This window comes from Bradyrhizobium sp. CCGB01, assembly GCF_024199795.1.
In the GTDB taxonomy this organism is placed as follows: domain Bacteria; phylum Pseudomonadota; class Alphaproteobacteria; order Rhizobiales; family Xanthobacteraceae; genus Bradyrhizobium.
This window is the reverse complement of the sequence record NZ_JANADK010000001.1, coordinates 511,749-530,358: the sequence shown is the minus strand read 5'-3', so window position 1 is coordinate 530,358 and position 18,610 is coordinate 511,749. Positions and strand designations below refer to the sequence as shown.

The 18,610-nt window shown below is 63.1% G+C and carries 15 protein-coding genes; 13 read left to right on the top strand and 2 right to left on the bottom strand.

Annotated elements, in window-relative coordinates; genetic code table 11:
• Positions 1-342: 342 nt before the first annotated feature.
• The 4 genes from NLM25_RS02395 (at position 343) to NLM25_RS43850 (ending at position 4,407) form a co-directional block, all read left to right on the top strand.
• Entirely contained in the window at positions 343-591 is a 249-nt protein-coding gene (locus NLM25_RS02395) for a helix-turn-helix domain-containing protein (protein WP_254135887.1), read from the top strand.
• 441 nt (positions 592-1,032) lie between these two features.
• Positions 1,033-1,623, top strand: coding sequence for a hypothetical protein (locus NLM25_RS02390; protein WP_254135886.1), 591 nt, complete (start codon positions 1,033-1,035; stop codon positions 1,621-1,623).
• 259 nt (positions 1,624-1,882) lie between these two features.
• Positions 1,883-3,985, top strand: coding sequence for an AAA family ATPase (locus NLM25_RS02385; protein WP_254135885.1), 2,103 nt, complete (start codon positions 1,883-1,885; stop codon positions 3,983-3,985).
• 293 nt (positions 3,986-4,278) lie between these two features.
• Entirely contained in the window at positions 4,279-4,407 is a 129-nt protein-coding gene (locus NLM25_RS43850) for a hypothetical protein (RefSeq protein ID WP_256570652.1), read from the top strand.
• 26 nt (positions 4,408-4,433) lie between these two features.
• Here NLM25_RS43850 and NLM25_RS02380 read toward each other — a convergent pair whose 3' ends face one another.
• Complete coding sequence (locus NLM25_RS02380; RefSeq protein ID WP_254135884.1) at positions 4,434-5,513, bottom strand: helix-turn-helix domain-containing protein; 1,080 nt, start codon at positions 5,511-5,513, stop codon at positions 4,434-4,436.
• Between the two features lie 179 nt (positions 5,514-5,692).
• On the opposite strand from NLM25_RS02380, the gene NLM25_RS02375 reads away from it, so the two are divergent.
• On the top strand, positions 5,693-7,480 hold the full coding sequence (locus tag NLM25_RS02375) for a recombinase family protein (protein ID WP_254135883.1): 1,788 nt from the start codon (positions 5,693-5,695) through the stop codon (positions 7,478-7,480).
• A 99-nt stretch (positions 7,481-7,579) separates the two neighbouring features.
• On the opposite strand, the gene mutM is transcribed toward NLM25_RS02375, so the two are convergent.
• Positions 7,580-8,485 carry a bifunctional DNA-formamidopyrimidine glycosylase/DNA-(apurinic or apyrimidinic site) lyase gene (gene mutM / locus NLM25_RS02370; protein WP_254135882.1) on the bottom strand — a complete coding sequence of 302 codons (906 nt, stop codon included), beginning with the start codon at positions 8,483-8,485 and terminating at the stop codon, positions 7,580-7,582.
• Between the two features lie 81 nt (positions 8,486-8,566).
• Between mutM and ubiE the strand changes: the two genes are divergently transcribed.
• From ubiE to NLM25_RS02330, 8 genes are all read left to right on the top strand, one after another.
• The gene (gene ubiE, locus NLM25_RS02365; RefSeq protein ID WP_254135881.1) at positions 8,567-9,328 is read left to right on the top strand and encodes a bifunctional demethylmenaquinone methyltransferase/2-methoxy-6-polyprenyl-1,4-benzoquinol methylase UbiE; all 762 of its coding nucleotides are present in this window, start codon (positions 8,567-8,569) and stop codon (positions 9,326-9,328) included.
• Entirely contained in the window at positions 9,325-10,899 is a 1,575-nt protein-coding gene (gene ubiB / locus NLM25_RS02360) for a 2-polyprenylphenol 6-hydroxylase (protein ID WP_254114685.1), read from the top strand. Before ubiE ends, ubiB begins: the two co-directional genes overlap by 4 nt.
• A 56-nt stretch (positions 10,900-10,955) precedes the next feature.
• On the top strand, positions 10,956-12,407 hold the full coding sequence (gene coaBC, locus NLM25_RS02355; RefSeq protein WP_254114686.1) for a bifunctional phosphopantothenoylcysteine decarboxylase/phosphopantothenate--cysteine ligase CoaBC: 1,452 nt from the start codon (positions 10,956-10,958) through the stop codon (positions 12,405-12,407).
• Positions 12,404-12,862 (top strand): dUTP diphosphatase, encoded by a 459-nt coding sequence (dut, locus tag NLM25_RS02350; RefSeq protein WP_254135880.1) that lies wholly within the window; start codon positions 12,404-12,406, stop codon positions 12,860-12,862. The genes coaBC and dut overlap by 4 nt, the downstream gene beginning before the upstream one ends.
• Before the next feature lie 190 nt (positions 12,863-13,052).
• Positions 13,053-15,557, top strand: coding sequence for a PAS domain-containing sensor histidine kinase (locus tag NLM25_RS02345; RefSeq protein ID WP_254135879.1), 2,505 nt, complete (start codon positions 13,053-13,055; stop codon positions 15,555-15,557).
• Positions 15,554-17,122, top strand: a complete 1,569-nt coding sequence (tsaE, locus tag NLM25_RS02340; protein ID WP_254135878.1) for a tRNA (adenosine(37)-N6)-threonylcarbamoyltransferase complex ATPase subunit type 1 TsaE — start codon at positions 15,554-15,556, stop codon at positions 17,120-17,122. The genes NLM25_RS02345 and tsaE overlap by 4 nt, the downstream gene beginning before the upstream one ends.
• 88 nt (positions 17,123-17,210) lie before the next feature.
• A complete protein-coding gene (locus NLM25_RS02335; protein WP_254114690.1) occupies positions 17,211-17,528 on the top strand; it encodes a PilZ domain-containing protein in 318 nt (105 codons plus the stop codon).
• A 147-nt stretch (positions 17,529-17,675) separates the two neighbouring features.
• The gene (locus NLM25_RS02330) at positions 17,676-18,398 is read left to right on the top strand and encodes a nucleotidyltransferase family protein (protein ID WP_254114691.1); all 723 of its coding nucleotides are present in this window, start codon (positions 17,676-17,678) and stop codon (positions 18,396-18,398) included.
• Positions 18,399-18,610: the final 212 nt, after the last annotated feature.

Sequence of the window (18,610 nt, the reverse complement as noted above, 5' to 3'; positions counted from 1 at the left end):
GACACAACGGTGGAGGCGAAGCGGCCATCAGGGCTTTCCTCGTTGAGAGGCAGCCGCCCCTTGTCGTGAATATAGGATTCGTTCTCTTGGACGGGATCTTATCTAGGCTGCCCCGCTAACACTCCATTGCTGCTCTGCTACTCTCACACCTCCGACCGGACGATTCCTTCCGAGATTCGCTTTCGTCGAATAGCGCCGGTCGAGCTGGCCGGATTGCTCACGAACGATAATCCTTGCCGACAGACTTCTGTCCCGGTGGCGGCAGCCTCCGAAACGTGGCAAGTTGAGCAAGACCCTCTCTCGAGTCTTGGTCGCGGAGCGAAGGATTATCTGGAGGGATCCGTGACGGAATCTGAGTCCTTTGTAACAGACAGCACGCAGCTCAGGGACACTTTCGGCCGCAAGGTCAAAGAGCGAAGGCTTTCTCTGAACATGTCCCAGAGGGATCTGGCCGAGGGCGCCGGAATTCGTCAGGCGCTTGTCAGTCAAATCGAGCGAGGAGAAGCGAACCCGACGCTCGATTCGATCATGAGGATCGCAACTGCGCTGAAGGTGAGCTTCGCCGAGCTCTTCGAGTTGCGACATTCGTAAGGTTGGCATACCGGCCCATCGGTTCCCGACCGGGCGGACGAAATCGCCACGATTGAGTTAACCGCCATATCTTCGGCACAATCATCTGATACGCTATAACGTGTCGGGCGCCTTTTCGCCTGCGAGCATTGTGCGGAGACGTGCCAATGCACCTTAGAGCTCTCGCCGACATCGATCAGCAATACCGACTGCCGTGACAGGTGGCCGAGGGGTGGTCCACCCTTCGACGCGCGCTCGTCGTTTTCCAAGGTGCCACCAGATTCAGCACACGAATCCGGCCTTTCCGGAAACGCCCCCTGCGGCGCAGTCGCAATTCCAGACCTTTCTCGCGATCGATATAGGCATTCGATCACACAGCGAAAGGAACCTGCCCATGTTCATCGACCACGATCGTCCTCGTCACACCGTCCCTTCCCGACAACGTGTTCAGGACACTGTGCCATGCGTAGCAATCAGCTCCATGTACGGGCCGCGCCCGCCTTCTTCACCAGCCCGAAATGCAAAGTTGCGATTCCCATTCACCATACCCTTGTCCGCGACGCACTCGCGCAAGCGAGCCTTGACCCTTCGGTTCGCGCGATCGGCTACCGGCAGACTCCGGACCTGCATGATCGTCAAGAAAGGCTAAACGGCATCGTCCTAAACCGAATGGACGGCGATTTTCTGCTTGCGGTTTGCGAAACGCGACCACAGCGAAGTGACTGGGAGTTAGCACATCTTTCTGGTGTGCTTGAGTCGAACGGACTGCGTCTGTTCGAACGCGATGCACTCGATATTAGACGAGAACCGCTATTCTCCAACGCCCGCGCAGTCTGGTCGCACGAGCGCTACCACGTATGTGTAATTGACCGACTAAAGATTGCGGCGGCGCTCGCGGAAGATGGTCCGCAATCGATACTCGAACTGGAGGAGCGTGCCCGACCGAGTAACGACATCCTCGCGGCAGTATGCGCCTTGGCCTGCGAGGATCTGGTACAGCTCAGCATTTGCGACATGCCTCTGGGTCCACGTACGATCGTGCGCGCATGCTAGGACGTGGTTTGCCGTCGCCACTGAAGATGATCTGCGCTGCGGGGGCGAAGTTTTGGCCCGAGGCCACTGTGACGATCTGAGGCCCCATCGCGCTCGCGAAAGCAGCCTCCACGCGCGACCAGTACAGCAAAGCAGGCAGACCCTACCGCCTGGGCGCCGTCTACATGACAGCTGCACCGCACACAAAGTGCGGTTGTCGCGCATCGTTCCCGATCGGCTTCAGCTCTCCCAACCTATGCTTTCTCGATGGAGGGAATTAATGAACTTGCAACTGACGGCTCCGCGCGATCTTCTCGCACGTGCCTACCTCGATATGTTAGCCGCCGAGGCTGGCACGAACAGTGGGCCGCTCCTGCGAAGCGGCGATCCCGACGATCCGATCGAGCGTCTGATCGACGATTTGTCGACCGCCCCCGAGTCGGTGGGAAGGACATCGATCCGGGCGGACCTGGCGGCCGCGGCGGTCCTAGTCGCACGTGCAATCGAGCCGCTCGCCGGGCTCACTCGCGAGTTGCGCCGCGGTTGCCCGGTCGTGGCGCTCGCCACGCACGGCGCTGAGGTGGTTTCTCTCGTTCGGCAAGTCCTAAAGACGTGCGCCTTCGGCTCCGAGGCGAAAGTACTCGACGATCGCTCCTTCGACGAGGATCGGTATACGCGTCCGGTATTGTTGCTAGCGCGGGATGGAACATCGACCGAACACAAATCGGAGCGGGGGAACGACACGATTGCGAAGGCTCTGCATGCTCGCGCGCCGATCTTCGGTGCTGCACCGGATCCCCGCCGACACCTGCCGCGCGATCTGCTCCGCGCAGCCGAACATCACCTTTCGCTCAGCCAGCTCGACGCTTCCGCAATCGCGCTGGTGATCGAAGCCGTGACCGGAAAGCTTCCGAACGCAGCGGTGGACGAGCAAGTTGTCCGCGCAGTGGACATCGCAGACCTAACGCTCGCAGTTCGCTCGGATCGCACGGCTGACGATTGCGTGAAGCGCCTGGAAAAGATCGTCTCGACGAAATCGTTCTTCGACCATCGCGGTCCCGGGTTGGAGGAACTTGCGGGCTACGGTGCGGCACGCGAATGGGGATTGAATCTCGTCGCGGACTTGCGCGAGTACCGAGCAGGATGGCTCGATTGGGAATGTATCGAAAAGGGCCTTCTGCTGGTCGGCCCGCCTGGCGTAGGCAAGACGCAATTCGCCCGCGCGGTGGCGAAGTCTGCAGGTGTCCCCCTTGTGGCCACGTCAGTCGCAGACTGGAATGCAGCGGCCTATCTGTCCGGTACACTAGCGGCCATCAAGGAAGCATTCTCGCAGGCGCGCAAACTTGCGCCGTGCATTCTATTTATCGACGAATTGGACGGAATCTCGGATCGCGCAACCCTGACGACCGAGTACAAGGAGTATTGGACCCAGATCGTCAATCTACTCTTGGAGCTGTTAGCAGGCATCGAAGAGCGCCCCGGCGTGGTCGTGATCGGCGCAACAAATCACCCCGAGCACATCGACGCGGCTGTACGTCGCGCGGGGCGCCTCGACCGCACGATCGAGATCGAACTGCCCGACGCCGAGAGCCTCACCGCGATCTTCCGCTTTCATCTCGGCCCAGACGCTTTGCCCAATGTCGATCTGATGCCTGCCGCGCTCGCCGCCGCCGGAAAAACCGGCGCGGACGTCGAGGCATGGGTCCGGCGGGCGAAGTCGCGCGCTCGCCGCTGCAGGCGCGAGCTCATGTTGGAAGATGTCCTCCACGAGGTCAGATCTGGACGCGAAGGAATGCCACAAAACCTCAGGCGATCCTGTTCCATCCACGAAGCCGGACACGTTGTCTCCGGCGTGGCTCTGGCCGTTTTCGAACCGCAGGCGTTGACGATTCTAGATCACGGTGGGGCGACGCGCGTCGAGCTTTCGCGGGCTAACTCCCAAACCCGGGCAGGCATCGAAAACTACATCACAGCCCTTCTGGCCGGCCGTGCCGCCGAAGAGATTTTACTGGGCTCGTCTGAGGCGACTGCGGGCGCCGGCATTGGCGATGATAGTGATTTTTCGCGAGCTACCCAAGCGGCAGTCGACCTTGAACTCAAGTTCGGCTTCGGAGTGATCGGAGTGGCGCATTTCGCGGACCGAGCGACCGAAATGCTTCTTCACGATCCATCCATCGTAGCTTTGATCACGAAACGCCTGGATCGTTGCTTGATACGTGCGCGCGAACTAATCGCAAACAACCGAGAAGCCGTAGAAGCGGTGGCACGGCGATTGGAGGCGACGGGCTACCTCGATCGCGCTGCGATTGGCGAACTCCTCAAAAGGCATCACGTGCAAAGCGGTTCGTTGAAGAACGATACGAGGGAAAGCTCGTATGATTAGTATGGGGACTTTGCCGACGCACAAGCCGGCTATGGGGCTGCCCCCTCATCAATCGACTGACTTTGATAATATCCGTTCGGTCGAACGCATCTCACCTGCGCGATCAAGAGCGTAAACTTTTTCGGGGACGGGCGAGCTGAGATTCTGGCTCAACAATCACACCGGAATGGTCGATGATTCCCAACAAGACGCTGCAGACGTCCTCAAGAGTCCGAATAGTATACACAAGTTCGAACGCGGTCGATCCACGCCTCAGCGAAACGCCGAGTTCGGATGTGAGGCGGAGAGAACTGATGCGTATCCTGCTGGCGGTAATGGCCAAGGCCGACGTCGAGCGGCAACTTGGCGATAGAGCCGAGCGGCGGCGCAAATTGTGCAAAGACGTCGCAAACAAGTCCTCAAACGAGAGCGGTTCGACCTGAGGTCGTGCTGCGCGGATCGACCCAGTTCAATCGTGAACTTGCATTCGCACAAATACTGCCACGACTCTTCCGATGAGCACCCCGGTTTGTTCCACCGGAATCGCATGTTGCCCCATGGGATGAGTTCGGACGATGAGATGCCCCTTGCCATAGGAGTATGCGAACTGTCCTCCCAGTCCAACATCACGGCGTCCAGTATCAACGAAGACTCGGTCTCCAATTTTGAGGCCTTCATTCGGGACATCGACCGCTACTGCCACCACTCGGGAGGGATTCGCCGAAAGCATATTCGAAACGAATCCTTTGGGAAGTCTCCAACGTCGTGTGCTGGCTATCGCTCCTTCGTTCGGGCCCGACGGCCCGAACTGGTCCGGATTCGCCTCAGGGATATCATCAGCGTCTGATGCAGAGACTCTCTGTTTGTGGATTGCCTCCTCAACAAGTTTACGGACCTCAAAGTAATCGGGGGGAGTCTCTCTTTCGGCGAGGCTCCGAACCTCGCGAAAGCTTATGGTCTCAAGGCTCGGCTGCACGGCCAAACGCTGGTCAACGCGCGCCCCGAGACCGGATGGCTGAATGCCTTTTAGAAGCCAGAGCGAGCTGATGCCGTAGGCTGACGCGTACGCCAGCGCCATCAATTCGCTCACCCGATTGGTGCCAGCCTCGTGCGCGGCCAGGGTGGGGTGCGCAAACCCGAATTCTTTAGCGGCAGCAGCGACGGTTTCGAAGCCACGCAGTTTGCGTGCTATCTTCAGGCGAAGTCCCACCTGCTCGTTCGACGAGCTGTTGTCTTCGATAGGCGAATCTTTGAGCCTGGAAAGCTGTGCCCGGGTCAGCTCGCCGAGTTGGTACCCCGCTAGGTGCCGGTCTTGGAGACTTCCTGCTGGAAGGCCGAAAGCAGCTTCGTACTTTTCCGCGTCGGAAGCCCCGATCTTTCGGCCTCCCCGCTCATGCGCCCGTAGAGAGGCTTCGGGCCACCCATAGGCCAGCGCAGCAGCTGCGGCCGACGAAAACCCAGCCCTCTTGCGGGCCGCCGCCAGAAGTTTGCCCAACCGAGGATCTCCGAAGTCCTTGGTTTTACGAGCATTTTTCTTAGGATCGATCATTTGCGGTTCGTTAACCGTGATTCGCGGCGCAAATTTACTTGTATCATGATACATATTATATTGTATCGGCTACAAGACATCATGGCTCATCATCGTCTCAACCTCAACGCCCTCCACTCCCGGTACCCGACCTGCGTCGGCGCCCGAGAAGGAGTTCGTGTTCTTGATCGGGCGTCGCGATGAAAGAGTTCGTGATGCATCAGGTCCCCCCGAAGGGTGGTGTGTGGGCTAGCTATTGCCGAGTATCGACCCCTGGTCAGATCGAAAGCAACATTGTTCAGCGTGACCTCAACAGAAGGTACGTTGACGCGGCGCAGGGCGCATTGCGCTACGAGCTGTCAGACGTAGGAACCGGCTCACGCGTCAAGAACCGTCCCGGCTACCAGAAGCTCCTGAATCTGATTCGCGAGCGCAAGATAACGCATATCGTCGCTCGAGACCTTAGTCGCTTTGGGCGCAGAATCAGACATCTCTATCATCTGATGGAGCTCTGTACAGAGAACGGGGTGCTCGTCTACGACACGCAGATGGGACAAATTACCGACATGCACATCTGGGCGGTTGGTATTGTCGCGCAGATGCAGTTGCAGGTGTTATCCCTCCAGATCAAAGAGGCACTAGTTGCGAGGCTAATCAAAGGACTCCGAACAGGCGGGAGAGTCTTCGGCTACGACAACGTGGAAATCGACGGCGAGAAGGGCCATCTCGTAAAAAACGAGGATGAAGCTGCGATCGTGCAGCTGATGTATAACCTTGCGGACGAGGGGGGCCTCGACGACCGAGCAATTACCCGAACGTTGAACCGCAAGCGCATCCCAGCGCCCGGCGGCGGCAGGTGGCACAGAAAGACCGTCGCTTACATCTTGACGAACGCTGTCTATCGTAAAGATTTAGTCTGGAACAAATGCAAGACATACTTTGATGCGGACGACGAGAAGCTGAAACGCGAACCCAGGCCGGAAGAACAATGGCTCAAGCGCCTGGGGCAGCACGACCCGATCATTGACGCCGACCAGATCGACCGCGTCCAGGCAAAAAGAAACGGCCGCAAGAAGCCGCGGCCCATCACGAAGAAGACCGGGCCCGCCGTGTTTCTCTCCGGCAAGCTAAAATGCGCCCACTGCACTAAACTCGACGAGGACGGCATCCCGAGGGGCGGGACGATGAGTGTCTGCGGTGGTGACGGGCGAGCGACGCGCCTTCGTTGCTCGTATTACAGCGACGACAAAGACAAGTGCAGTAATAACCGTACCCACTATCGCCATGAGGTCCTGACGGCCGTCCTTCAAAGCCTAGTGCAGCAGTTGGAAACGCCGGAGGCGGTGGCCATCTTTTTGGAAGAGCATAACCTGGCGAGCCGTACCAATCGAAAGAAGAAAGGTGCGCACCGGGCAAAGCTCTCGCGCGACCTGCAAAAACTGGAAGCACAAATCAAACGCTTGGCCGCATCCATTGCCGATGGTGCGCCCAATACCGCAATCATTCCTCACATCGTACAGCGCGAAAACGAGAAGCAGAAGCTCAGTGATCAACTGGCGGACTTGGACTTCGAAGATGTGGAATTCGAAATCGAGCCCGCTTCCGTAGAACGCTATTTGGACATGGCCAAGGGTATGCTCGATCGGCTGACGAAGAGCCCGACTGATGCGCTGGACATCGAAGTCGCCGAGTGCCTTGAGGCGATGATCGACTACGTGCTGGTTAGCCCGAATCCTGAGGGACGCGGCTTTTCGGTTGAAGTCTTCGGCAAGCTTGCCCAATTGGTGGCGGACAACTCGTCACACAAAGCCGACTTTCGTAAGGGTTTTGAACGTACGGATAGGCGTCAGACGGGCTCTTCGCCGTCCGGTGAAACAGCCCAAGCGACGAAGCAATCCGGCGACCAGCCCGGCCGGATTGCTTCGCTTCGCGTTTTGGGAGACTGCATCCACGCCGTCATTGCGAGCGCAACGAATTCGCTTTCGTAGCCCGGATGGAGCGAAGCGCAATCCGGGAGTCTCGCCGCGCGGATAGACTCCCGGATTTCGTTTCGCTCCATCCGGGCTACGGCACTGCGACCCTGCTTCTCACTTCTGACATTTCGGACACCAGAACGTCGACCGGCCGTTCTGGGTGAAGCGCTTGACCGTGCCGCCGCAACCCGGCGTGGTGCATCTCTCGCCTTCGCGATCGTAGACCTTGAACGAGTGCTGGAAATAGCCGAGCTCGCCCGAGGTCTGGCGATGGTCGCGCAGTGACGAGCCGCCGGCCTTGATGGCGTCGTTCAGCACGGTGTGGATCGCACCGACCAATCGCTTCGCATGATCCGTCGGCTCGCCCCCGGCAACGCCCTTGCGTTGTCCGGCCTTGGTCGACAGCGTCGCGGCGATCCGGCGCGGTGACAGATGCGAGCGATGCAGGGCTTCGCAGACATAGATGTTGCCGAGCCCTGCGACCACGCGCTGGTCGAGCAGCGCGGCCTTCAGGCTCGTGGCCTTGTCTTTGCAGGACCGCGCCAGCATCGCGGCGTCGAATTCGTTGCCGAGCGGCTCGGGACCGAGCCCGCGCAGCAGCGGCTCCTCGTCGAGCGCGTTGCGCGCGATCACTTTCATGTAACCGAAACGGCGCGGGTCGTTGAACACGATGTCGGCGCCCGAGGACATCCGAAACAGCACGTGGTCGTGTGTGGAGTCTTTGCCCTTCGGATAGTGAAACTCGCCCGGCGCGGCCTCGTTGTCCGGCTTGATGACGCGGAACGAGCCCGACATGCCCAAATGCATCAGGAGCACGTCGCCGGAGGCGAGATCGGCCATGAGATATTTTGCACGGCGTCCGAGCCCGGTGACGACCTGCCCCTTCAGCCGGGCCACGAAATCCGGCTGGAACGGAAAGCGCAAATCCGGCCGGCGGGCCTCCGCATTGAGGATTTTCGCACCCTCCATGACGGGCTGAAGGCCGCGGCGGACGGTCTCGACTTCGGGCAATTCAGGCATGGTCAGGCATTCACCTTATGAGGGCGGTGTGATAGCGCCATTGCGGCGGGCAGGCTATGGTCCGCCTCGTGGAGTAGAGTAATGGATCGGCCGGGCGAAACCACGCATTTTGGCTTCAGGGACGTTCCCCTGGGGGACAAGCAGACGTTGGTGAACGATGTGTTTTACAGCGTGGCGTCGCGCTATGACCTGATGAACGACCTGATGTCCGGTGGCCTGCACCGGGTCTGGAAGGACATCATGATCAACGCGCTCAACCCGCCGCGGAGTGACCGGCCGTTCGCGCTGCTCGACGTTGCCGGCGGCACCGGCGACATCTCGTTCCGAGCCGCCAAGGCGGCGGGCCCGGGCTTCCATGCCACGGTCTGCGACATCAACACCGGGATGCTGGCCGTGGGCCGCGAGCGCGCGGCGAAGCGGCATCTCGAGACCCAGGTCGATTTCGTCGAGGGCAACGCCGAAACGCTCGCCTTCGCCGACCGCAGCTTTGATGCATATACGATCGCCTTCGGCATTCGCAATGTGCCGCGGATCGACCTGGCGCTGCACGAGGCCTACCGCGTGCTCAAGCCCGGCAGCCGCTTCCTGTGCCTGGAATTCTCCACCGTCGAGATGCCCGGGCTCGACCGGATCTATGATCTGTTCTCGTTCAAGGTGATCCCGCCGCTCGGCCGCATGGTCACGGGCGATGCCGAATCCTACCAATATCTCGTCGAATCGATCCGCAAGTTTCCAAAACCCAACGCCTTCGCCGACATGATCCGCGACGCCGGCTTCGCCCGCGTCAGCTGGCAGACATTGTCGGGCGGGATCGTCGCACTGCATTCGGGCTGGCGTTTGTGATTTCTGCCTTCACCCACATTGTGCGCCTGATCCGCGCCGCGTTCGTCTTTGCGCGCGAGGGCGTGTTCGGCTCGGTCGATCCGAGCCTGGTGCCACCGCCCGGACAGCTGGCGCTGAAACTTGCCCGCGTCGTCGAGCGGCGCGGCCCGAAGCACGGACCGCGGATATCGCGTGCACTGACCCGGATGGGCCCGGCCTATCTCAAGCTCGGGCAATTTTTGGCAACGCGCCCCGACGTCGTCGGCGTCGTGATCGCGCGCGACCTCGAAAGCCTCCAGGACCGCCTGCCGCCGTTCTCGCAGGCCGAAGCGGAAGCCGCGATCGAGACGTCGCTGGAACGCCCCCTGAAGGACGTGTTCGCAAGCTTCAGCGCGCCGGTCGCGGCCGCCTCGATCGCGCAGGTGCATCGTGGCGAGGTCTTGCGCGACGGCATCCGCAAGCCGGTCGCCATCAAGGTGCTGCGGCCGAACGTTGCCGCGCGCTTCCGCCGCGATCTCTCCGATTTCTTCTTCGTCGCGCACAAGGCCGAGGCCTATTCATCCGAGGCGCGGCGCCTGCGCCTGATCGAGGTCATCAACACCATGTCGCGCTCGGTCGCGATGGAGATGGACCTGCGGCTCGAGGCTGCGGCGCTGTCCGAGATGGCGGAGAACACGCGCGACGATCCTGATTTTCGCGTGCCGACCGTCGACTGGGACCGCACCACGCACAACGTGCTGACGATGGAGTGGATCGACGGCATCGCGCTGAACGATCACAAGCGCCTCGCAGAGGCGCAGGTCGACCTGCCCGATCTCGGCCGCAAGGTGATCCAGAGCTTTCTGCGCCACGCACTGCGCGACGGCTTCTTCCATGCCGACATGCATCCGGGCAATTTGTTCCTGGATGACGCCGGCCGTCTCGTCGCGGTCGATTTCGGCATCATGGGCCGGCTCGGGATGAAGGAGCGGCGCTTCCTCGCGGAGATCCTGCTCGGCTTCATCACCCGCGATTATCGCCGCGTCGCCGAGGTGCATTTCGAGGCGGGCTATGTGCCGGCACATCACTCGGTCGAGAATTTCGCGCAAGCCATCCGCGCCATCGGCGAGCCGATCCACAACCGCACGGCCGAAGAGATCTCGATGGCGCGGCTGCTGACGCTGCTGCTCGAGGTCACCGGCCTGTTCGACATGACGACGCGGCCCGAGCTGATCCTGCTCCAAAAGACCATGGTGGTGGTCGAGGGCGTGGCGCGCGGCTTCGATCCCAAGCTCGACATCTGGAAGGTCGCCGATCCCGTGGTGCGCGAATGGATCGAGCGTAATCTCGGTCCGATCGGCCGCGTCCAGGGCGCGCTTTCGGGCGGCGGCGATCTCGCGCGCATCCTGATGCGTCTTCCGGATATTGCCGCGCGTTCAGTCGCGGTGCTCGAGCAGCTCGAGACCATGACGCGGGAAGGCCTCCGGTTGTCGCCGGAGAGCATCGCCGCGATGGGCCGCAGCGAAGGCCGCAAGAACCGCTGGCGCACCGTGGCGCTCTGGATCATCGCCGCCACCTTCATCGGAATCCTGATCGCCGTCCGGAATCTTTGATTGCATTGCAATCATACGGATGATAGCATCGCTATCATTCCGTGCTGGAGGGCGTCGTGGCAAGCCTGACCATCCGCAAGCTCGATGAGGGCGTCAAAACCTATCTGCGCCTGCGTTCGGCCAAGAACCGCAGGTCGGTCGAGGAAGAGGTCCGCATCATCCTGGGCGAGCTGATCCAGGGCCACGAGGAGCCGCTGACGCCGATGGCGGCGCCCCCGGATCACGCTCCGGCCCCTGTCTCCCAGCGCACCGGCGCCCTCCCCGAGGCCAGCGTCACCCTGATCATCGGCGGCGGGATCGCGGCCTACAAGTCGCTCGACCTGATCCGGAGGCTGAAGGAGCGCCGCGTCGAGGTCCGCTGCGTGCTGACCAAGGCGGCGCAACAATTCGTCACGCCGCTGGCCGTCAGCGCGCTGTCGCATGAGCGCGTCTACACCGACCTGTTCGACCCCCAGAGCGAGTTCGACGCCGGCCATATCCGCCTCGCGCGCGACTGCGACCTGATCGTGGTGGCACCCGCGACCGCCGACCTGATGGCGAAGATGGCCAACGGCCATGCCGACGATCTCGCCAGCGCCATCCTGCTCGCGACCAACCGCAAGGTTCTGCTGGCGCCGGCGATGAATCCGCTGATGTGGAACAACGCGGCGACGCGACGCAACGTCGCGCAGCTTCAGCGTGACGGCGTGGTGCTGATCGGCCCGAATTCCGGCGAGATGGCCGAGGCAGGCGAAGCCGGAATCGGCCGCATGTCCGAGGCGATCGAGATCGCCACCGCCGCCGAACGGCTGCTGCGGCCGCCGGTGCCGCGCCCGCTTGCCGGCAAGCGCGTGCTGATCACCGCAGGCCCGACGCATGAGCCGATCGACCCGGTGCGCTACATCGCCAACCGCTCCTCCGGCAAGCAGGGCTTTGCCATCGCCGCCGCCGCGCAGGCCGCGGGCGCCGAGGTGATCCTGGTGAGCGGCCCGGTTGATCTCGGCGATCCCCAGGGCGTGACCGTGAAGCATGTGGAATCGGCGCGGCAGATGCTGGAGCAGGTGCAGGCCGCGCTTCCGGCTGACATCGCGATCTTCGCCGCCGCGGTCGCCGACTGGCGGGTTGCCAGTGAGGGCGAGCAGAAGCTGAAAAAGACCTCGGCCGGCATGCCGCCGCTTCAGCTGGTCGAAAACCCCGATATCCTCGCCACGATCTCGAAGCTGACCGACAACCGTCCGCCGCTGGTGATCGGCTTTGCCGCCGAGACCGAGCATCTCATCGACAACGCCAAATCCAAGCTTGCCCGCAAGGGCTGCGACTGGATCGTCGCCAACGACGTCTCGCCGGCCACCGGCGTGATGGGCGGCGACCGCAACACCGTGCACCTGATAACCCGCAAGAAGGGTGAGGAGGACGGCGAGATTGCAGTTGATTCCTGGCCGGTGATGACCAAGGAACAGGTCGCCATCGAACTGGTCGCGCATGTCGCTAGAAGCGTGACCGGCAAATCCCGGGAGCCGGCATCTTGAGCACGAAAGTCACGGTCGAACTGCAACGCCTGGGTCATGCCGAGGGCCTGCCGCTGCCGGTTTATCAGACCGCCGAGGCCGCAGGCCTCGACCTGATGGCCGCGGTGCCGGACAGCGAGCCGATGACGCTCGCCCCCGGCCAATATGCGCTGGTGCCGACGGGCCTCACGATCGCGCTCCCGCCCGGGCACGAGGCCCAGGTGCGACCGCGCTCGGGACTTGCCGCCAAGCACGGCGTCACCGTGCTGAACTCGCCCGGCACGATCGATGCGGACTATCGCGGTGAGATCAAGGTGATCCTGATCAACCACGGCGCAACGCCCTTCGTGGTCAAGCGCGGCGAGCGCATCGCGCAGATGGTGATTGCACCGGTGGTGCAGGCCGCGCTGGTTCCCGTGGCGACATTGTCCGCAACCGATCGCGGCGCCGGCGGCTTCGGCTCGACCGGGCGCTAACGCACGATAATTCCAGCCGAATCATCCCGAAGAACGACGTGGGTTGGAACCGCGCCCCGGCATTTTTGTGGGACCGCCTTTGCGTTCACGATCTGGACTCTTACCGCTGGAGTCGCGGTGGGGGTATTGTCTTTTGATTCGCGCGCGGCGGGGGTCGCCGCGTGCAAATCCGTGCGATCTTGGGGCAACTATGTCAGGCGTGATCGTGTCGATGCGTCGGACGCTGCTGTCGTGCACATCGCTCGTGCGCAACGGCTTGTTGGGAGGCGCCCTCGCGGCGCTGCTGCCGGCTGCGCCGGCTGAGGCTGCCGACCTCGTCGACACACTCTCCATAATGCTGGACTTCAACCGGCAGGAACTCGCGGTGCTCGCCACCGCGCTCGCGCTGCTCGGCTTCTCGGTCGTGGCCGCGATCCTGTTGATGCGCACACGCGTGCGCACGGCGAACAACGAGGCGCGGCTGCGCGCGCGAATTGGGGAACTGCAACTCCAGTCCGATCGCTTCGGTGCGCTGCTGTTCGCCGAGCCGCAGATCCTGATCTCCTGGCCGGCCGGCGACAATCGCGCGCAGATTTCCGGCGACTTCTCCATGGTGCTGCCGCGCGATTCCTCCCCGCAGCGCGTGCTCGCGTTCGGAACATGGCTGCCGCCAGAACCCGCGCTCCAGATGGATCACGCGGTCGATGCGTTGCGTGATCGCGGCGACGGGTTCCAGCTGACGCTCACCACCGCGCACGGCCACACGCTGGAGGCCATCGGCCGCGCCATCGGCGGCCAGGCCATTGTCCGGATTCGCGAACTCTCCGGACTCCGGCGCGATCTGGCCGAGACCAATCTGCGCTACAAGGCGCTCGCCGACGAGACCGAGATGCTGCGCGGCTTTGCCGCCGCCGCGCCCTGGCCGATCTGGGCCAAGGCCGAGAACGGCGCGCTGACTTTCGCCAATCCGGCCTATGTCCGTGCGACCGAGGCGAACAGCGTCATTGATGCCCAGGAGCGCAAGCTCGAGCTGCTCGACAGCGCCGACCGCACCGCGATGGAGCGGGGCCTGAAGGACGCGGCCAATTTCAGCTCGCGGCTGCCGATCGTGATCGGCGGCGAGCGGCGCATGTACGACGTCCGCGCCGTAAAGGTCGGCAGCGGCAATGTCGGCGTCGCCATCGACGCCAGCGAGGCGGATGCGCTGAGCTCGGCGCTGGTGCGGATGGCGGAGGCGCATCGCCGCACGCTGGACCAGCTCTCGTCGGGCGTCGCCGTATTCGACGGCCATCGCCGGCTCGCCTTCTACAACGATTCCTACCGCCGGCTGTGGGACCTCGATCGCACCTTCCTCGACGCCAATCCCGACGATTCCAGCGTGCTCGACCAGCTCCGCGCCGCGCGCAAATTGCCGGAGCAGCCGGACTTCCGCGCCTGGAAGGCCAAGCTGCACGACGCCTATCGCGCGGTCGAGACCGCCAAGGACACCTGGTACCTGCCCGACGGCCGCGCACTCTCCGTCGTCACCACGCCGAATCCGGAAGGCGGCGTCACCTATCTGTTCGACGACGTCACCGAAAGCCTCGAGCTCGCCCGCCGCTTCGACGGCATGATCCGCGTTCAGCGCGAGACGCTGGACAGCCTCGCCGAGGGCGTTGCGGTGTTCGGCAGCAACGGCAAAGCGCAGCTGTTCAACCCGGCCTTTGTCCGGATGTGGAAGCTGTCGAGCGACGCCATGCGCGACGAGCCGCACATCCAGACCGTCGAAGGCTGGTGCCATCAGCTGTTCGACGACCCCGTGGTCTGGCGCCAGATCCGCGAGGCCGTCACCTCGATCGAGAGCCGCGCCGACGTGCCGCTGAAGCTGGAGCGCAAGGACGGCAGCGTGCTCGACGGCATGATCCGGCCGCTGCATGACGGCGCCACCATGCTGACGTTCCAGGACATCACCGACACCGAGAACGTCGAGCGTGCGCTGCGCGAGCGCAACGAGGCGCTGGAGGCTGCCGACCAGATGAAGGTGGATTTCGTCCACCACGTCTCCTACGAGTTGCGCTCGCCGCTCACCACCATCATCGGCTTCGCGCATTTCCTCAGCGATCCCTCGACCGGGCCGCTGACGCCGAAACAGGCCGAATATCTCGACTACGTCACCAAATCGACCAATGCGCTGCTGGCGCTGACCAACAACATCCTGGATCTCGCCACCATCGACGCTGGCGCCATGAAGCTGGAACTCGGACCGGTCGACGTCAGCAAGACCATCGAGCTCGCCGCCGAGGGCATCCAGGACCGTCTTGCCACCGACCGCATCCGCCTCAAGGTCGAGATCGCGCCCGATGTCGGCAGCTTCGTCGGCGACGAGAAGCGCGTGGTGCAGGTGCTCTATAACCTCCTCGCCAATGCCGTCGGGTTTTCTCCACAGGATTCCACCGTCGGCATCAGCGCGCGGCGCACCGAACGCAGCGTGGTCTTCACTGTGACAGATTCCGGGCCTGGAATACCTGCCGACATGAAGGACAAGGTGTTCAACTGGTTCGAAAGCCGCTCGCAGGGGTCGCGTCATCGCGGCGCCGGGCTCGGCCTGTCGCTGGTGCGCTCCTTCGTCGAGCTGCATGGCGGCAAGGTGCGGGTGGATTCGATCGTCGGCCGGGGCACGGTCGTGATCTGCGATTTCCCGACCGACCAGGCGGCGCATCGCGACGCCGCCGAATGACTGAACCAACCACATTCTCCGTCGCGCTTGTCAACGAGACGGCGACCGCGCAATTGATGGCCGATCTCGCCCTGCTGGCCGGCCCCGGCGACGTTATCACCCTCACCGGGGATCTCGGTGCCGGCAAGACCGCGGCCGCCCGCGCCATGATCCGCTATCTCGCGGGCGACGAGGCGCTGGAAGTCCCGAGCCCGACCTTCACCCTGGTGCAGGGCTACGAGCTGCCGCCGTTTCCGGTGGTGCATGCCGATCTCTACCGGGTCGAGAACGAGAGCGAGCTCGAGGAGATCGGCCTGTCGCCGCTCCCCGATGCGACGCTCGTCCTGATCGAATGGCCGGAGCGCGCGCCGTCGGCGATGCCGCAAGACCGCATCGACATCGCGCTGACGCATCGGCCGGCGCTGGGCTCGAATGCACGCGCCGCCGACATCACCGGTCATGGCAAGGCCGCCGCCATTGTTGCGCGGCTGAAGGCGCTGCGCGACTTCCTCGATACATCCGGCTACATGGATGCAACGCGCAAGCGCATGGCCGGCGATGCCTCGACCCGCTCCTACGCGCGACTGCTGCGCGACGACGAGATCGTCATCCTCATGAACTTTCCGCAGCGGCCCGACGGCGCGGCGATGTACGGCGGAAAATCCTACAGCGCCGCCGTGCATCTGGCCGAGAACGTAAAGCCGTTCGTCGCCATCGACGAAGGCCTGCGCGCGCAAGGCATCTCCGCGCCCGCGATCCATCACTCCGATCTCGACCACGGCTTCCTGATCACCGAAGATTTTGGCAGCGAAGGCGTGATCGAAGGCGATCCGCCGCGCCCGATCGCCGAGCGCTACGAGGCCGCGACCGACGCACTGGCCGCGCTGCATGGCAAGACGCTGCCGGAGACGTTGCCGCTGGCGGACCAGACTTACGCCATTCCGGTCTTCGACACCGAGGCGCTGCTGATCGAGATCGGGCTGATGCCGGAATGGTATCTGCCCGACCGCAATGCGCCGCTGAGCGAGGAGAAGCGCGCAGAGTTTTTCGCGATGTGGCGCGAGCTGCTGAAGAAGCCGCTGGCCGCGCCGAAGAGCTGGATCATCCGCGACTACCACTCGCCCAATCTGATCTGGCTCGCTGACCGCGCCGGCATCGCGCGCGTCGGCGTGATCGACTTCCAGGACACCGTGCTCGGACCGCGATCCTACGACGTCGTCTCGCTGCTCCAGGATGCCCGCATCGACGTACCCGAAAACCTCGAGCTGACGCTGCTGTCGCGCTACATCAAGGCGCGCCGCGCGGACGATGCGAGCTTCGATCCGGCTGGCTTCGCCGAGCTCTATGCGATCATGTCGGCGCAGCGGAACACGCGCCTGCTTGGCACCTTCGCCCGCCTCAACCGCCGCGACGGTAAGCCGCATTATCTGCGTCACCAGCCACGGATCTGGACCTACCTCCAGCGCTCGCTGGCGCATCCGGCGCTCGGCGCCTTGCGCGACTGGTATCTCGCCAACGTCCCGCCGCCCCAAGCGGCCCCCCAGGAAACGCCCCAAGAAACGTCCCAAGCGCCTCTGCAAGCCTGATTCGCGGCCCGATTTACCGGCTGTTAGCCATCGCATTGGTATCATGGCCCGCAGGCAGCCGGACAATGACGGGGCTGGAGCAGGGCAGATGGCGGTGAAGACGGACCAGCGCGGCAACAACCGGGTTGTTTTCGAGCGCGGGATTCCGGCCCAGATGATGGGAATCGACGGCACCTGGCGGCGCGACTGCACCATGGAGGACGTTTCCGAAAGCGGTGCCAAGCTGACCATCGACGGCTCGGTCGAAGGCCTGCATCTGAAGGAATTTTTTCTCCTGCTGTCGTCGACGGGACTTGCTTACCGGCGCTGCGAACTGGCCTGGGTCAATGGTGACCAGATCGGCGTCAATTTCCTCAAGCTCGGCGACAAGAAGAAAAAGGCGCGTCCCACATCCGTCGGGGCGTGACGGCAACACCCGTCGTACAACCGTCACGGCAGGTCATTAAGGCGGTTAAGACGCGGTGCGGCTGATTGCGGTCCGTGCTAGGCTTGCTGCAACGCGAACTTCTTCTGAGTCAAGCTTCCGAGAAAGACGAGCCTGAGAAAGCGAACGATGTCCGTCAATCCGACCAAAGCCATGGTGCTCGCCGCAGGGTTCGGCCTGCGCATGCGTCCGTTGACGGAGAAGATGCCGAAGCCGCTGGTGCCGGTGGCTGGCCAGCCGCTGCTGGACCATGTGCTCGACAAGCTCGGCGACGCCGGCGTGACCGAGGCGATCGTCAATGTGCACTATCTGCCGGACCAGATCATCAATCACACCGCATCCCGCCAGCATCCGCGCGTGACCATCTCGGACGAGCGCGACCAGGTGCTCGGCACCGGTGGCGGCGTGGTCAAGGCGCTGCCGCTGCTCGGCGATGCGCCGTTCTTCCATGTCAATTCCGACACGCTGTGGATCGACGGGGTACGCTCGAACCTGGCGCGGCTTGCCGAAAACTTCGACCCCGCGCGAATGGACATCCTGCTGCTGATGGCGCCGACGGCGACCAGCATCGGCTATAGCGGCCGCGGCGATTACGGCATGCTGCCCGACGGCGCCCTGCGCAAGCGCAAGGAAAAAGAGGTCGTCCCGTTCGTCTATGCCGGCGCCGCGATCCTGTCGCCCTCGATCTTTGCCGACGCACCGCAGGGTGAGTTCTCGCTGACGAAAATGTTCGACCGCGCCAACGAGCAGGAGCGGCTGTTCGGCCTCCGCCTCGACGGCGTCTGGATGCATGTCGGCACGCCCGACGCGGTGCACGCCGCGGAAGAGGCGTTTCTGGAGAGCGTGGCGTAAGCTAGCCTCGAAGACGGTGCCGTAGGGTGGGCAAAGCGAAGCGTGCCCACCAAATCAAGCTGAAGAACTCACTGAGAGACGTCGTGGGCACGGCGCTCTCGCGCCTTTGCCCACCCTACGGCACCTGTTTTCGCCCCGCAAACAACGGGGACGACTTCGCCCCTCCCCATGACCATTCGCGTCCGCCTCCCTATATTGCCGTGATTCCCGAA

Bases quoted from the DNA above. Each gene is read 5' to 3' on its own strand.
- tsaE (WP_254135878.1), top strand. From the start codon at position 15,554: ATGACTGAACCAACCACATTCTCCGTCGCGCTTGTCAACGAGACGGCG.
- NLM25_RS02345 (WP_254135879.1), top strand. From the start codon at position 13,053: ATGTCAGGCGTGATCGTGTCGATGCGTCGGACGCTGCTGTCGTGCACA.
- NLM25_RS02330 (WP_254114691.1), top strand. From the start codon at position 17,676: ATGTCCGTCAATCCGACCAAAGCCATGGTGCTCGCCGCAGGGTTCGGC.
- NLM25_RS43850 (WP_256570652.1), top strand. From the start codon at position 4,279: ATGCGTATCCTGCTGGCGGTAATGGCCAAGGCCGACGTCGAGCGGCAA.
- NLM25_RS02375 (WP_254135883.1), top strand. From the start codon at position 5,693: ATGAAAGAGTTCGTGATGCATCAGGTCCCCCCGAAGGGTGGTGTGTGG.
- NLM25_RS02390 (WP_254135886.1), top strand. From the start codon at position 1,033: ATGCGTAGCAATCAGCTCCATGTACGGGCCGCGCCCGCCTTCTTCACC.
- ubiE (WP_254135881.1), top strand. From the start codon at position 8,567: ATGGATCGGCCGGGCGAAACCACGCATTTTGGCTTCAGGGACGTTCCC.
- NLM25_RS02335 (WP_254114690.1), top strand. From the start codon at position 17,211: ATGGCGGTGAAGACGGACCAGCGCGGCAACAACCGGGTTGTTTTCGAG.
- NLM25_RS02385 (WP_254135885.1), top strand. From the start codon at position 1,883: ATGAACTTGCAACTGACGGCTCCGCGCGATCTTCTCGCACGTGCCTAC.
- NLM25_RS02380 (WP_254135884.1), bottom strand. From the start codon at position 5,513: ATGATCGATCCTAAGAAAAATGCTCGTAAAACCAAGGACTTCGGAGAT.
- mutM (WP_254135882.1), bottom strand. From the start codon at position 8,485: ATGCCTGAATTGCCCGAAGTCGAGACCGTCCGCCGCGGCCTTCAGCCC.